Here is a 14,278-nt window from a genome sequence, read left to right on the forward strand (position 1 = left end):
AATCTGCGGATGCTTACTTGCGCGTTAGCGTTATGACTGCGGCTGGTGCAGCGGCGGCGGCGCAAATTTCTGGGTGTTATCTCCAGCGCGTTTTTTCTGCAGATAATCATGGCGATAGTGCATCATCGGCTCCGCTGCCGGGCCGGGCACCATCTGATAGTTATCCAGCGTCAGCGGCTGGCCGTTTTCGCTATCGACCAGCTGCATCTTCACCGGACGCTGCGTAGCGCTTTCCACCAGCTGCATCTGGAGACCTTCCGGCGAGAAATGCGTGCTGCCCCACTCGGTGAGCGCCAGAATTACGCCGCGAAAATCGCGACCGACGGCCGTCAGGTGATATTCGAAGCGCGCCGGGCTGGTGCTGTAACACACCTTCTCCAGCAAGCCATCGTCCACCAGCTCTTTCAGCCGCCGCGACAATATGTTGGGCGCTACACCGCTGCTTTTCTGGAACTCATCGAAGCGCGTAAAACCGGCCAGCGCATCGCGCATAATCAGTATGCTCCAGCCATCGCCAATGCGCCCAAGGCTGCGCGCGATGGGACAAGGCATGTTGTGGAGCGTTTGGTTTTTCAAGGTTGGCTATCCCGCATCGGTTTGATGGCGGATACTGTTGCAGAGTGACTTTCATTTTGCAAGTAACTTGCAGAATGAAAGTGATTTGGCGGTGGCTTCTTTGCACAATAAAGTGCGCCGCTACGGTTGGGCGCACTTGATCGTAGCGGCGCGATTTATCGCGCGGATTTGGTCAGGTCCGTACCCGCAATCTCGCCTCAATCTTATCGGCGATCTTGGTCACCACATAGGCAATCACCATGTAAAACACCACCGCCACCAGGAAGGCTTCGAGGTAGTAGAAATTCAGCGCCGCGGTCAGTTGCGCCTGGGCGAAGATATCCACCACTTCGATGGCAAACGCCAGCGACAGCGCTTTCATGATCACCATAAAGGCGTTGGCCAGATCGGGAATCGCCGCCACGATAATCTGCGGGAACATCACGCGGCGGAACAGCTGGCCGCCGCTGTAACCGAGCGACAGCGCCGCATCCGATTGTCCGCTATCAAAGGAGTTGAGCGCGCCCTTCCACACTTCCGCCTGAAACGCTGCAACACAGGCGCTTAGGGCAACGATGATGATCACCCAGTTCGGCAGCGAGTGCGCATTCACTTTCACGCCAATCAGCGTGGCAACGAAATCCAGCGCCGGCGGCAAACCGTAATAGGCGAGGAAAATCACCACCACCATCGGCACGCCTTTGAAGGCAATTTTGTAGGCGATCACCAACTGACGCAGCACCGGAAGGCGGCGATGTTCAACAAAGGCAAACAGCCCGCCGAGCAGCGTTGAACAGATAAACACCGTCACCGCCATCAGCAGCGTCACCGGCACCGCATCGAGAATGCTCCAGAAGTCCGGCAGTAAAACCTCAAGATCAAACATGGTTTCTCTCCCTTATCAGACGCTGGTGAATTTGACGCGTGCAGCAGTTTTCGAGCTGTACTTCGCGTGACGTTGTTCGAAGAAACGGATAATCAACCAGGCCACGCCGCACAGCAGCGAATAGAGCACCGCCAGCACCAGATAAGTGCCGAACTGATATTGGTTGTAGTCGCGTTCCATGATCAGATGCGCAGTCGCCATCACATCCGCCGCACCGATGTACATCACCAGCGCCACGTTATGAATCAGATAGATAATCGCATTGCCGTAACCCGGCAGCGCATAGTGCACCGCTTGCGGACCGACAATACGCAGCATTTTCTGGCGGAAGCTGTAGCCCATGCTGTCGGCGGCGTCATGCTGGCCGCTCTCCACGGCGAGAAACGCCGGGCGCATCACTTCCGACAGATAACCGCCGTGATACAGACTCAGGCCAATCATCGCCGCGATGTTGGCGGTGACAAAATCGCTGAAGCCAAACTGCTCGGCCACCAGCGGCAAGCCATAAAACGCGACAAACAGCTGCAGCACCACCGGCACGCTGCGCGCGTATGAGACGTACAAATCCACAAACTGGCTGATAACCGGGATGCGGCGCACGCGGAATACGGTGGCGATCAGCGCCAGGAAGAACCCGACGATCATCGCGACAAACATTATGCCAAGCGTCAACGGCAGCGCCGAGAGCAGCTCGGGAATCATCGAAGTCAGATTCACGGTGAAACACTCCTGCTAACAATGAAGCAACGCCCGGCTCAGCACCGGGCGCAGCTTTAGTGAATCCTTACTTCATGTACTTCGTGACGTCTTCACCGAACCACTTCTGCGCCAGCTTATCCAGCGTGCCGTCCGCTTTCAGCTGTTGCAGCGTTTTGTTGATGTCATCGTTCAGCGCCTGGTTCTCGGCAGAACGGTGAATCAGCACGTAAGTGTTGTTGATGGCAACCGGCTCGCTGGCTTTGATCGCCAGTTTCTGGTTGTCGATCACCGTTTGCTCGCCGAGGTTCGAAGGCAGGATCAGCGCATCATATTTGCCACGCTGCACCTCTTTCAGACGATCCGGATAAGGCACGCCAGCGCTCGAAGCTTTGATCTCAACTTTGTCGTTCGGGTTGTCCTGCTGCCACTGCGTCACGAATTTGTACACGCCGCCGCCGGCGGTAACCGGCACAATCTTCTTGCCGACCAGATCTTTCATGCTGTTGATGGTGCTATCGCTGCGGCTGTAGATCTTCATCAGGCTGGCACCGATCGGCGCATCCGGGATCAGGAACTGTTTGCTGCGCGTTGGCGCTTTGTAATAACCGCCGGTCGCCATGTCATATTTGCCGGTGGCGAGGCCCGTTTCCTGGGCGATATCCGCCGCACCTTCCATCACAAATTTGTACTGCGGCAGTTTAGCGTTGATGGCTTTCAGCACGTCCGGCTCGTAGCCCTGCGGCTCGTGACCAATCGCGCCCCACGACAGCGGTTTAGACTCCGCCGCAGTGGCGATTTTGATAGTGCGCACCGCGTCGGCGAAGCTGTTACCGCTGATGAGTGCCAGCGCGATGATGCCAGTCGCGGCCAGGCGACGTAAAGTGGTTTTGATTGCAGGCATGTCGTTGATTCCTTTAATTATTAGAATACGCGTTCTGAATTGAGGAACTGAGCAAGTCGCGGCAGGGTTGGATTATCAAACATCTCAGTCGGGCTGCCCTGCGCGGCCACCACGCCCTGATCCATAAAGACGATACGGTTCGAGATACTTTTGGCGAACTGCATTTCGTGCGTCACCAGCAGCGAGGTAATGCCGGAGGACGCCACATCTTTAATCACTTTCAGCACCTCGCCCACCAGCTCCGGATCGAGCGATGAGGTCGGTTCATCAAACAACATCACATCAGGACGCACCGCCAGCGCGCGGGCGATGCCGGTACGCTGCAGCTGACCGCCGGAAAGCTGCGACGGATAGTGATCGAGTTTGGCGCCCAATCCCACTCGCTCAAGCTCCTGCACGGCGATATCGCGCGCTTGCTGTTTGCTTTTGCGTTGAATGACGATCAGCGGATCCATCACGTTTTCCAGCACCGTCATGTTTTTGAACACGTTGAACTGCTGGAACACCATCGCGGTGCGCAGGCGGATCGCCTGGATCGCCGCTTTATCCGGTGACTGATAATCCATGCGGATCTGATCGAGCTGAATGGTGCCCGACGCCGGTTTCGCCAGATAGTTAATGCAGCGCAGCAGCGTGGTTTTGCCGGTGCCGCTTGGCCCGATGATCGACACCACATCGCCGCGTTTCACCGACAGATCGACACCTTTCAGAATCGGCGTGCTGCCGTAAGAGAGCGTAATATCGTTGAGTTCTAACATGCAGCAGCCCTTATTTGTGCAGGTCAGCATGGCCAAGCACATGCATCAGACGGTTGGCCCAGCCAAAAATGGCGATGGCGTGGATCAGATCGATAATCTCCTGATCGTTCATGCCGACCGCGCGCAGTGCCGCCATATCTTCGACGCTGGCTTCTGACGGCGTCACCGACAGGCGGCGGGCAAAACGGTAGATCGCCGCATCTCGCTCACCGAGCACATCCGCACGATCAAAGTAGATGGCGCTCACCACCGCATCGCTCTCCGCCAGCTGCGCATGACGACGCGCATGCACCACCGCGCAATATTTGCAGCCGTTGACGATCGATGCGCCCAGCGCGCCGAGTTCACGATCCGCGCGATCCAGCCCGCCATCGACATACATAATGGCGTTGAACAGCACGGTACGCGCCACGTAGCTGTCGGGATCGTGCGCTAACGTGCGCACATATTCGGAGATCTTCTTATTCGATGGCGTCACTTTCATCGCATCGAGCTGCGCGGGCGTGGCCTCTTCTACCTCAACCGGCGCGATATACGGATGCCAGTGCAGCGGCTTGAGATTAACCGACGGAATCATGCAGACCTCAACAAGCGTAATCCGGCCGCGACGCGCGTCTGGAAGTTAATAAAAGCAATCAGCTCGGAGAGCGCCACAATCTGTGGATGAGTCAATCCGGCTTGCTCCAGCAGGCGGATGTGCTGCTCGGTGGCGTGCATTGGCTGCTGGGTGACGAGATCGGCGTGGCGCGCGATGGTCGCCAGCGGTTCTGGCAGCTCGGTGGCGCCTGCCGCCAGCGCCAGCAGCGCCTCTGACGGCTGCAACGCCGCCAGCTGCGTCTGATAATCCTGTTGCAGCGCGGCATCGTTATTCAGCTGCGCCATGCGCTGCGCCAGCGCAAAACGTACATCCGGCGCTAAACCCTGATCGTCGTTGGGTGCCAGCACCGAGATGCGGCACTGCTCCGCGCCGTCAACAAATTCCGGGCGCAGGCGGCGCGTGCCGTACAGCGCATCTTCAGCGTTTAAGCCGACTGCGCGATCAATTGCGTCACTCACTGCGCGTTCTCCTGGTTGAGTAAGGGCGTGGAATCCACCCATTCATCGCCCTGCAATTCAGGGGTGTCAAAAGCCTGTAAGTTGGCGTAATGCTGCTCGACGTCTTCGGCAAACAGCGAAGCGGTAATGCCGCGCACCAGACGATCGGCACCGGCGCTCACCGCCGGAATATCGCCGGAGACTTTGCCGTGCGTCAGCATTGCGGCATCGTTGAAGCAGTGAATGTGCGCCAATAGCGGGCATGCGCCTGGTGTCAGTTCGCGAAATTCAAAGGCGGGGCCGAGATCCGGCGCTTCCAACAGATTGGCACGCGGCGCGCCCATTTCGGGCTGATAACGTCCGTCGCGCCAGCTGCGGATATGTGGCGCGAGCGCGGCAAACTCCGGGCGGCCGTGGAAATCGTTGCTAAAGCCGGTGGCCGCAATGAGGTAGTCGTAGCGCAGCGCGCCTTGCGTAGTTTCGATCAGCAGCCCATCGGCCTCTTGCTTAACCGCTTTGATGCCGCAATCAAGCAAGAAGCGAGCATTGGCATGACGCGATACGCGCAGCGTCGAGGAGCGCGGCGGCGGCGTTTGCGTGGTAGCGGTGTAATCGACAAACTTCCATTTCCACGCGTCCGGCAGCTGATGCATGCCGTGCACCACGCCCTGACTGCCGATGCCGGTCATTTTGTTGATGCGTGGCATCTGCTTGCGACGAATCAGCAGGTCCACCGCGCCCGCGCCGTTTTCCAGCGCGGTGGCGGCGTTATCCATTGACGATGCACCTGCGCCAATCACCGCAATGCGTTTACCTTTTAGGGCTGCGAAATCGATGTCGTCAGCGGAATGCGCCCAGAACTGGCGGCTAATACCTTGCAGAAAATCCGGCACGGCGAAGCCGCCAAGACCAGAACGTCCGGTGGCCAGCACCAAACGGCGAGTGTAAATGCGGCCGGTTTCGGCACCGCTAACATCGAGCGTAATCAGATCGCCAGCAAAGCCAATCTGGGTGACGCGCACATTGTTACGCACCGGCAGATTCAGCACCTTGCGATACCAAATCAGATAATCCATCCACTGCGCTTTGGGAATTTTATCCAGCGCTTGCCAGGCTTCTTTGCCCCACTGCGCAGTGAACCACGCGCGGAACGTCAGTTGCGCCATGCCGAGCGCCGGGCCGTGCAGAGATTTCGGTGAACGCAGCGTTTCCATGCGCGCAAAGGTCACCCACGGACCTTCCAGCCCGGCGGGTGCGGCGTCATACGCCACCACATTGCTGATGCCGCTGAATTGCAATTTCGCCACCGCCGCCAGCCCGCACATGCCCGCGCCGATCACCACCACGTCACGCACGGGTGCGCCATCCTGCGTGCGCTCGGGCACCCAGGATTTTGCGGGCAGTTCAAGATATTCCAGATCCTGCTGAAGCTGAGCTTCCAGCGCGGCAAGGCCATCGGCGGCATAAGTCATACATGTTTTCCCAGAAATAAGCGGCGGCCAGAGTGCGGACGAAACCACCAAAGCGCGTCAGTGACGGTGCATTTCCATTATCCTGATAACACATAGTTAATGGTCATTAATCACTAAATCACATAGTAAGAGCTAAGGTTTCGCATAATCCTCTTGCCCTAAAACAGAGTCAATAATCGCGCTCAGCTTTTGACCAATGGATTTCTTATATCTTATGCTGAAAATGTTATAAGGCTTTTAAAACAAGATTTTTCATACGCAGGCTGATGACTGAAATCACGTACATTTCGTAGCGGCGCGATTTATCGCACCGCTAAAAAACACGATTGGGGTGAGATATTTAATCCTGATTAATCAACCGCATAATACGCGGATGCTCGCTGGCGGGCAGACGCTCAAAACCCGGCAGCAAATCGGCGGCCGCGCTGGCTAACGCCTCAACCAGCGCCTGCGCGGCAGCTGAAATCTGTCTTCCCTGCGGCGTGATCACGCCAAAGTAGTAGGGAATATCCTCCTCAATTGGACGGATCGCCACACCGGCCAGCGGCATGCCCCAACCGGTGACCGGTTCGAGAATCGCCACGCCCAGCCCGGCGCGCACGCAGCCAAGAATATTGGCGGAGGAGTTGGTTTCGATGGTTTCGTGCAGCGGCGTTTTGACTTTTTTCAGCGCTTTTTCGTAGCGTCCGCGCAACCGCTGCGGGCTCCACGGCGCAATCAAACGGCGTCCTGCCAGACTGCTTAACGACAGCTGAGATTGCGCCGCCAGCTCGTCATGCTCTGGCAGCGCCACCACGCATTGCGACTGCCCAATCCAGTGCAGCTCTACCGCGTGATGCTCCAGCGGCAAACTGCATAAACCGAGATCGGCTTCGGCAGTGATCACCGCATGTGCCGTCTGCACTGCGGATTCGCTGATGATCTGCACTTTGTTCTGCAGATTCAGCGCGGCCAGCGCCTGCGGCAGCAAACCCGCCGCCAATGCCGGCGTGGCGGCGATGCTCAGCGGACGATGCTGCTGATGGGCGATCTCCTGCGCGCGCAGGCGAATCTGCTGCAGCGAGAGCAGCGCTTTCTGCACGTATTGATGCAGCTGCAGCGCCTCTTCCGAAGGATGAATGCGCGGCCCGTTGCGGATAAACAGCGGATAACCCAGCGATTGTTCCAGCTCCTGAATCAAACGCGACACCGCCGGCTGCGAGCGATTGAGCGCCTTCGCCGCCGCCGTGACGCTACCGGCAGAGATCACCGCCGAAAAGGCTTCCAGCTGCCGCAAATCCAGGTCGTTTAAAATGGTCATCGCGCAATTTTTCCCTAACTCATTGATCGTTCCCGACATTGGCGCGGGAAAGTTTTCATCATAGAGAGAGTGGTGGGAATTAGCCACAGGGTGGAAAGTGCGCATTGCCCCTCACCCTGGCCCTCTGCCGCAGGCGGGAGAGGGAATTGTTAGACTCCGCAGCGGCCAGTTCCCTCTCCCTCCGGGAGTGTACAGTCCGGGGACATGGTGAACACTTGTTCGGGGACATGGTAGACACTTACAACTAAGGCATAAGAACCCGTTTATGGAGTCGCTTATGTCCTGGGATGCGAGAGATACCATGTCATTACGTAAAGAGTTTGTTCTGTTCGCCTCGCAAGACGGGGCGAACATCCGCGCACTCTGCCGTCACTACGGCATTTCTTCCGCCACTGCCTACAAGTGGCTTCGCCGCTGGGCTGAAGAGGGAGAATCCGGTCTTGAGGACCGCCCCTGCATACCCCATCACTCTCCCAACCGCTCGTCTGACGACATCACTGACCTGCTTCGTATGGCGCATGAACTTCATCAGCACTGGGGCGCGCGCAAGATAAAGCGCTGGCTCGAAGACCGCGGACACCGCATGCCCGCCTTCAGCACCGTCCACAGCCTGATGGCCCGCCACGACCTGCTGCCGGGCTCAGCTCCGGGTGTCCCGGCCACGGGCCGGTTTGAACATGCGGCCCCGAACCAGCTCTGGCAGATGGATTTCAAGGGGCATTTTCCCTTTGGCGGCGGCCGCTGCCACCCGCTTACCCTCCTTGACGATCACTCCCGCTTCTCGCTGTGCCTCGTACACTGCGCTGACGAGCGGCGTGAGACGGTGCAGAAGCAGCTGGTCAGCGTCTTTGAACGTTACGGCCTGCCGGACCGGATGACGATGGATAACGGTTCGCCGTGGGGCGACACTACCGGGACCTGGACGGCCGTCGAGCTGTGGCTTATGCGACAGGGTATCCGGGTGGGGCACTCCCGGCCTTATCATCCGCAGACGCAGGGCAAGCTGGAGCGCTTTCACCGCAGCCTGAAGGCTGAAGTGCTGCAGGGGAAGTGGTTCGCGGACGACGGTGAGCTGCAGCGCGCCTTCGATCACTGGCGGACGGTTTATAACCTTGAACGCCCGCATGAGGCGCTGGATATGGCGGTGCCGGCGTCGCGCTATCAGCCATCGGCTCGGCAGTACAGCGCCAGCGTAACGTCAGCGGAATACGACGAGGGCGTGATGGTCAGGAAGGTAGATATCAGTGGGAAGCTGACTATAAAAGGCCTGAGTCTGAAGGCAGGCAAGGCGTTCAGGGGAGAGCACGTTGGCCTGAAGGAGATGCAGGAAGACGGGTGCTACGAGGTATGGTGGTACAGCACAAAAGTGGGGGTGATCGACCTGAAGAAAAAGTCGATCACCATGGGTAAAGGATGTTAAAAAGTGTTCACCATGTCCCCGAACACCTGTCTACCATGTCCCCGGACTGTACAGGGAGAGGGTTAGGGTGAGGGAAATCACAACTTCTCCGTCAGCTCACGCTGATGCTCATGCAACAGGCGCAGCATCTCGCGCAGAAACCGATCTTCGTTGCCCTTCTGCCAGGCAATGCTCAATGGCAATCTTTTAATCTGCTCCGGCAGATCCAGCGCAATATAGCTAACGCTGTCGCTGTTCATGGTGCGATACGAGGCGGGCACCACCGCCAATCCCAGCCCCGCAGCAACCAGGCTCAGAATGGTTTGTTTCTCTTCGGCAAACTGCGCGATGTGCGGCGTGCATCCCGCCAGTTTAAACAGGCTCATGGTGAGATCGTGACTGTGCGGGCGTGTGCGCCGGTCTGGAATGATCATCGCTTCGTGTTGAAAATCAGCCACCGCCACCCGTTCACGATCCGCCAGCGCATGCTGAATCGGCACCGCCAGCACGCAGCTTTCGCGCGTGATAAAGCGCACCGCTAATGACGCATCAATACTTTGCGGCTCGCGAATAAAAATCATATCCAGCCAACCCGACTTTAATTTCGGAATTAAATTAATAGTTTTGTCTTCAATAATATGAATATCGCTGTGCGGATGCAGCGGAACAAATAAATTAAGTAACGCCGGAACTAATCCACGCGCGGCACTATCAATCGCACCAATACGTAATGTGCGGCGTTCATCTTTTAATCCCACTTTAAAACGTTTCGCCAGCGCATCAAATTGATCGATTAATTTGCTGGCGTCGTCAAAAAAGAGCGCGCCTTCGGCAGTTAATGAAACATTACGCGTCGATCGATTTAACAGACGCACGCCGAGGTCCTCTTCCAGTAAACGAATGAAGCGAGAAAGTGACGCAGGCATCATTTCCATCTTTTGTGCGGCGCGGCCAAAATGCAGTTCTTTACCGACCGAAACAAAGCAACGCAATTGATTTATATCCACATTCCCCTCACCCGTTGATTATGCAAATAGTTTATATAATCCACATCTGATGATAAGCCAAAGTAAAACTGCATACTGAACTCGATTACAAAAAATAACACCACCCTACACAATCTGGAGCACTTTAATATGAACTCTCACCTCGAAAAAAGGGTGATGCGTAAAGTGACGTTACGCATTGTGCCCTTCATCATGCTGCTCTACTTCATCGCTTTTCTCGATCGCGTCAATATTGGTTTTGCTGCATTAACTATGAATCAGGATTTAGGTTTCTCGCCCACGGTATTTGGCTTTGGTGCTGGAATCTTTTTCCTCGGTTATTTTCTGTTTGAAGTGCCGTCGAATTTAATTCTGCATAAAGTCGGCGCCCGCATCTGGATTGCGCGCGTCATGATCACATGGGGATTGGTTTCCGGCTGCATGGCATTTGTGCAGGGCACCACCAGCTTCTACCTGCTGCGCTTTCTGCTTGGCGTAGCGGAAGCCGGTTTCTTCCCCGGCATCATCCTTTATCTCAGTTACTGGTTCCCGGCGGCGAAACGTGCGCAGGTTACCGCCATCTTTATGGCTGCGGCCCCACTTTCCACTGCGTTAGGTTCGCCCATTTCCGCCGCATTACTGGAGATGCATGGCCTGCTTGGCTACGCCGGTTGGCAATGGATGTTTGTGCTGGAAGCGATGCCGGCACTGATATTCGGCATCGTGGTGCTGTTTTACCTCACCGATCGCCCGGCGAAAGCCAAGTGGCTCACCGATGAAGAACGGGCGTGGCTGGAAAAGACCATGCAAGCCGAAGAACAGGCGCGCGCGGCCAATCAAAGCCACAGCAGCGCCTGGCGCGGACTGGCCGATAAGCGTGTGTTAGCGCTGGCGCTGGTCTATTTCGGCACATCCGCAGGCTTGTACACGTTGGGCATTTGGTCACCGCAAATCATCCGCAGCTTCGGCGCGTCCTCAATAGAAATTGGTTTCCTCAACGCCTTCCCGGCGGTACTGGGCGTGATCGGCATGATTCTGTGGGCGCGCCATTCGGACCGCACCAAAGAGCGCAGCTGGCATGTTATCGGTGCCTGTTTGCTGGCGGCTGCCGGACTGATTTATGCCGGGAACGTCAGCACGCTGTTTACGGTGATTATCGCCCTGACGCTGGTCACCGTCGGCATCAGCGCCTCCAAACCGCCGCTGTGGAGCATGCCGACGCTGTTCCTGAGCGGTCCCGCGGCGGCCGCGGGCATCGCCACCATCAACTCTATCGGCAACCTTGGCGGTTTTGTCGGCCCGATGATGATTGGCGTGATCCGTCAGCAAACGGGCAGCTATACGTGGGGACTCTATTTTGTTGCCGGGCTGCTGGTGCTATCGGCGATTGTAGTTCTGATTCTCTCTGCCCGCGGCAAAACACCGCATCCCGCAGAGCTTGCTCATCCTCATACACATTGACCTAACTGGAGAAACATCTTGCGTAACTACTCAATTGCCGCGATTCCTGCGGATGGTATTGGCCCGGAAGTGATCTCTGCTGGCGTAGCCGTGCTGCACGCCTTGACGCGTCACGATCCGCAGCTGACGTTTACGGTGCAAACCTTTGACTGGGGCTCGGATTACTACAAGCAACACGGCGTAATGATGCCGGAAGATGGCCTGCAAACGCTGAAGACGTTTGATGCGATTTACTTTGGTGCGGTCGGCGCGCCCGACGTGCCGGATCACATCACGCTGTGGGGTTTGCGTTTGCCGATTTGTCAGGGCTTTGACCAGTACGCCAACGTGCGTCCGACCAAAATTCTGCCGGGCGTCACCTCGCCGCTGCGCAAGCGCGGCCCCGGCGATCTCGACTGGGTGATTGTGCGGGAAAACTCAGAAGGCGAATATTCCGGTAATGGTGGGCGCGCGCATCGTGGTTTGCCGGAAGAAGTCGGCACCGAAGTGGCGATCTTCACCCGCGTTGGCGTGACGCGCATAATGCGTTATGCCTTCAAACTGGCGCAGTCACGCCCACGCAAGCTGCTGACGGTGGTGACCAAATCCAACGCCCAGCGTCACGGCATGGTGATGTGGGATGAGATTGCCGCCGAAGTGGCGCAGGAGTTCCCGGACGTGCAGTGGGACAAAATGCTGGTGGATGCGATGACGCATCGCATGACGCTGCATCCGCAGAGCCTCGATACCATTGTCGCCACCAATCTGCACGCCGATATTCTGTCGGATCTGGCCGGCGCGCTGGCGGGCAGTTTAGGCGTGGCGCCCACCGCCAACATCGATCCTGAACGTCGCTTCCCGTCGATGTTCGAACCGATTCACGGCTCGGCGTTTGATATCACCGGCAAAGGCATCGCCAACCCGATCGCCACGTTCTGGACGGCGGTGCAGATGCTGGAGCATCTCGGCGAGCGGGATGCTGCGGCGCTGATTATGCAAGGTATTGAATATGTCTGCGCTCAGGGCATTTTGACACCGGATGTTGGCGGCACGGCGAATACGGCAGAGGTGACGAAAGCGGTGATAGCGTTTATTGAGGCAAAAGCTACCGTGGCAGAAACCATCTGATTTTATCCAGTGCGCATCCTGTCATCGCACATTGCTTAGCGGCGCGATTTATCGCGCAATGAATTGCGCCGCTACGACTCATGCATTCTGTGATTTTGATTTGCACCTGCCGCGCTTTTCATTAAAAGTCTTTGCATCCTTCTGTTTTCGCAGGACCTCGCATGATCGACTCAGGCAGAGAAGCCAGACCGAACTCCCATCGCACCCTGCTGTTAGCGTTGTTGGTTGCCGTGACCTTCTTTATGGAAAACCTCGATGCCACGGTGATCACCACCGCGATTCCGCAGATGGCGCGCGACTTCGCCTCCAGCCCGGTAGCGCTGAACATTGGCGTCAGCGCGTATTTACTGGCGGTGGCGGTGTTCATTCCGATGAGCGGCTGGCTGGCGGAGCGCTTTGGTGCGCGTACGGTTTTTGCCAGCGCGATCCTGATTTTCACCCTCGCGTCGATTCTGTGTGGATTGAGCGACACGCTCGCGATGTTCACGTTGAGCCGCATTCTGCAAGGGGTTGGCGGCGCGATGATGGTGCCGGTCGGTCGCATGGTGGTACTGCGCGTCACCGAAAAAAAGGACATGGTGAAAACTATCGCCTTTATTACCTGGCCGGGCCTGATTGCGCCGGTGCTCGGCCCGCCGCTGGGCGGATTGATTGTCACTTACGGCCATTGGCCGTGGATTTTCTGGCTCAATATTCCGCTCGGCATCCTTGCTATCATCGCCACCGCTTATCTGGTGCCGCAGTTTAAAAGCGAACAGCGGCGGCCGTTTGATGTGCGCGGCTTTGTGCTTACCGCCACCGCCTGCACCTCATTAATTATCGCGCTGGAAGCGCTCGGGAAGATGCATCTCAGTTTTGGCATTCCGTTGCTGCTGCTGGGCATGCTGTGCAGCTGGCTGGCGTATCGTCACAGCTTCCGCCATGCGCAGCCGCTGCTGCCGTTTAGCGCGATGAAAATTGCCACCTTCCGTAATGCGGTGATTGGCGGCTCGTTGTTCCGCGCCTCGATCAACGCGGTGCCCTATTTGCTGCCGTTGCTGTTTCAGCTGGGCTTTGGCTGGAGCGCGGCGCAGGCCGGTGCGATGGTGCTGTGGGTATTTGCCGGAAACCTGGCGATGAAGCCAGCGACAACCTGGTTAATGAAGCGCTGGGGCTTTCGTCGCGTGCTGATGTTCAATGGCATGATCAGCCTTGCGGCGATGCTCGGCTGCTTGCTGCTCAATCCGTCGCTGGGCTACTTCGCGATTGCCGCGATTCTGTTTGTTGGCGGGCTGTCGCGCTCGCTGCAGTTCAGCTGCTACAACAGCTTGGGCTTCGCCGATGTGCCGCAAAACAAGATGAGCGATGCCTCGGTGGTGTTCAGCATCTTCTTCCAGTTCAGCATGAGCGCGGGTATTGCGCTGGCGGCGCTGTTCCTGCGCGCATCCATGTTGTGGCAGGAGCATAGCGAAATTGCGCAAAGCGATATTCATATCGCCTTTGCCGGTGTGGCGCTGTTGGTGCTGCTGTCGCTATTTGACGTAACGCGACTGGAGAAAAACGCCGGTGCGCAGGTGCTGGTAAAATAATCCCAACGCACTATTTATGGTTAAAAAGCAGAAATAGTGCGCTTCGCTTAAAATAATCCCTTTTTTATTAGCATTTATATTTATTAAACCCCTTTTAAGATTATGGCTAATGATCTGGTCGACACTCTCTCTCTAAGAAAAAAATAAAAGC

General features: G+C 57.0%; 14 protein-coding genes. 4 read left to right on the plus strand and 10 right to left on the minus strand.

Translation table 11 applies throughout. The annotated features are described in order from the left end of the window. Nucleotides 1-30: 30 nt before the first annotated feature. From AAF463_RS15990 to AAF463_RS16030, 9 genes are all read right to left on the minus strand, one after another. On the minus strand, nucleotides 31-576 hold the full coding sequence (locus tag AAF463_RS15990; RefSeq protein ID WP_350261095.1) for a helix-turn-helix domain-containing protein: 546 nt from the start codon (nucleotides 574-576) through the stop codon (nucleotides 31-33). Between the two features lie 172 nt (nucleotides 577-748). Beyond that, nucleotides 749-1,441 carry an amino acid ABC transporter permease gene (locus tag AAF463_RS15995; RefSeq protein ID WP_217549359.1) on the minus strand — a complete coding sequence of 231 codons (693 nt, stop codon included), beginning with the start codon at nucleotides 1,439-1,441 and terminating at the stop codon, nucleotides 749-751. A 15-nt stretch (nucleotides 1,442-1,456) separates the two neighbouring features. Then, complete coding sequence (locus AAF463_RS16000; protein WP_154155525.1) at nucleotides 1,457-2,143, minus strand: amino acid ABC transporter permease; 687 nt, start codon at nucleotides 2,141-2,143, stop codon at nucleotides 1,457-1,459. 82 nt (nucleotides 2,144-2,225) lie between these two features. Continuing rightward, nucleotides 2,226-3,041 (minus strand): transporter substrate-binding domain-containing protein, encoded by an 816-nt coding sequence (locus AAF463_RS16005; RefSeq protein ID WP_350261096.1) that lies wholly within the window; start codon nucleotides 3,039-3,041, stop codon nucleotides 2,226-2,228. A gap of 20 nt (nucleotides 3,042-3,061) precedes the next feature. Then, complete coding sequence (locus tag AAF463_RS16010) at nucleotides 3,062-3,799, minus strand: amino acid ABC transporter ATP-binding protein (protein WP_101761870.1); 738 nt, start codon at nucleotides 3,797-3,799, stop codon at nucleotides 3,062-3,064. A gap of 10 nt (nucleotides 3,800-3,809) precedes the next feature. Next, a complete protein-coding gene (locus AAF463_RS16015) occupies nucleotides 3,810-4,376 on the minus strand; it encodes a peroxidase-related enzyme (RefSeq protein WP_137386449.1) in 567 nt (188 codons plus the stop codon). Continuing rightward, nucleotides 4,373-4,855: a hypothetical protein gene (locus tag AAF463_RS16020; protein WP_350261097.1), complete on the minus strand. Its 483-nt coding sequence runs from the start codon at nucleotides 4,853-4,855 to the stop codon at nucleotides 4,373-4,375. The genes AAF463_RS16015 and AAF463_RS16020 overlap by 4 nt, the downstream gene beginning before the upstream one ends. Beyond that, entirely contained in the window at nucleotides 4,852-6,306 is a 1,455-nt protein-coding gene (locus AAF463_RS16025; RefSeq protein ID WP_350261098.1) for an NAD(P)/FAD-dependent oxidoreductase, read from the minus strand. Before AAF463_RS16025 ends, AAF463_RS16020 begins: the two co-directional genes overlap by 4 nt. 340 nt (nucleotides 6,307-6,646) lie before the next feature. After that, nucleotides 6,647-7,606, minus strand: a complete 960-nt coding sequence (locus AAF463_RS16030; RefSeq protein ID WP_309833313.1) for a LysR family transcriptional regulator — start codon at nucleotides 7,604-7,606, stop codon at nucleotides 6,647-6,649. 265 nt (nucleotides 7,607-7,871) lie between these two features. Here AAF463_RS16030 and AAF463_RS16035 point away from each other — a divergent pair, with 265 nt between their 5' ends. After that, on the plus strand, nucleotides 7,872-9,026 hold the full coding sequence (locus AAF463_RS16035) for an IS481 family transposase (RefSeq protein WP_350260848.1): 1,155 nt from the start codon (nucleotides 7,872-7,874) through the stop codon (nucleotides 9,024-9,026). A gap of 77 nt (nucleotides 9,027-9,103) precedes the next feature. Here AAF463_RS16035 and AAF463_RS16040 read toward each other — a convergent pair whose 3' ends face one another. Beyond that, nucleotides 9,104-10,012 carry a LysR family transcriptional regulator gene (locus tag AAF463_RS16040; RefSeq protein ID WP_350261099.1) on the minus strand — a complete coding sequence of 303 codons (909 nt, stop codon included), beginning with the start codon at nucleotides 10,010-10,012 and terminating at the stop codon, nucleotides 9,104-9,106. A 129-nt stretch (nucleotides 10,013-10,141) separates the two neighbouring features. Between AAF463_RS16040 and AAF463_RS16045 the strand changes: the two genes are divergently transcribed. The 3 genes from AAF463_RS16045 (at nucleotide 10,142) to AAF463_RS16055 (ending at nucleotide 14,127) form a co-directional block, all read left to right on the plus strand. Beyond that, nucleotides 10,142-11,452 carry an MFS transporter gene (locus tag AAF463_RS16045; protein WP_350261100.1) on the plus strand — a complete coding sequence of 437 codons (1,311 nt, stop codon included), beginning with the start codon at nucleotides 10,142-10,144 and terminating at the stop codon, nucleotides 11,450-11,452. An 18-nt stretch (nucleotides 11,453-11,470) separates the two neighbouring features. Then, nucleotides 11,471-12,559, plus strand: coding sequence for a tartrate dehydrogenase (locus AAF463_RS16050; protein WP_350261101.1), 1,089 nt, complete (start codon nucleotides 11,471-11,473; stop codon nucleotides 12,557-12,559). A gap of 161 nt (nucleotides 12,560-12,720) precedes the next feature. Then, on the plus strand, nucleotides 12,721-14,127 hold the full coding sequence (locus AAF463_RS16055; protein WP_350261102.1) for an MFS transporter: 1,407 nt from the start codon (nucleotides 12,721-12,723) through the stop codon (nucleotides 14,125-14,127). Nucleotides 14,128-14,278: the final 151 nt, after the last annotated feature.

Origin of the sequence: Pantoea sp. BJ2, assembly GCF_040255075.1 — a bacterium.
GTDB lineage: Bacteria > Pseudomonadota > Gammaproteobacteria > Enterobacterales > Enterobacteriaceae > Pantoea > Pantoea leporis.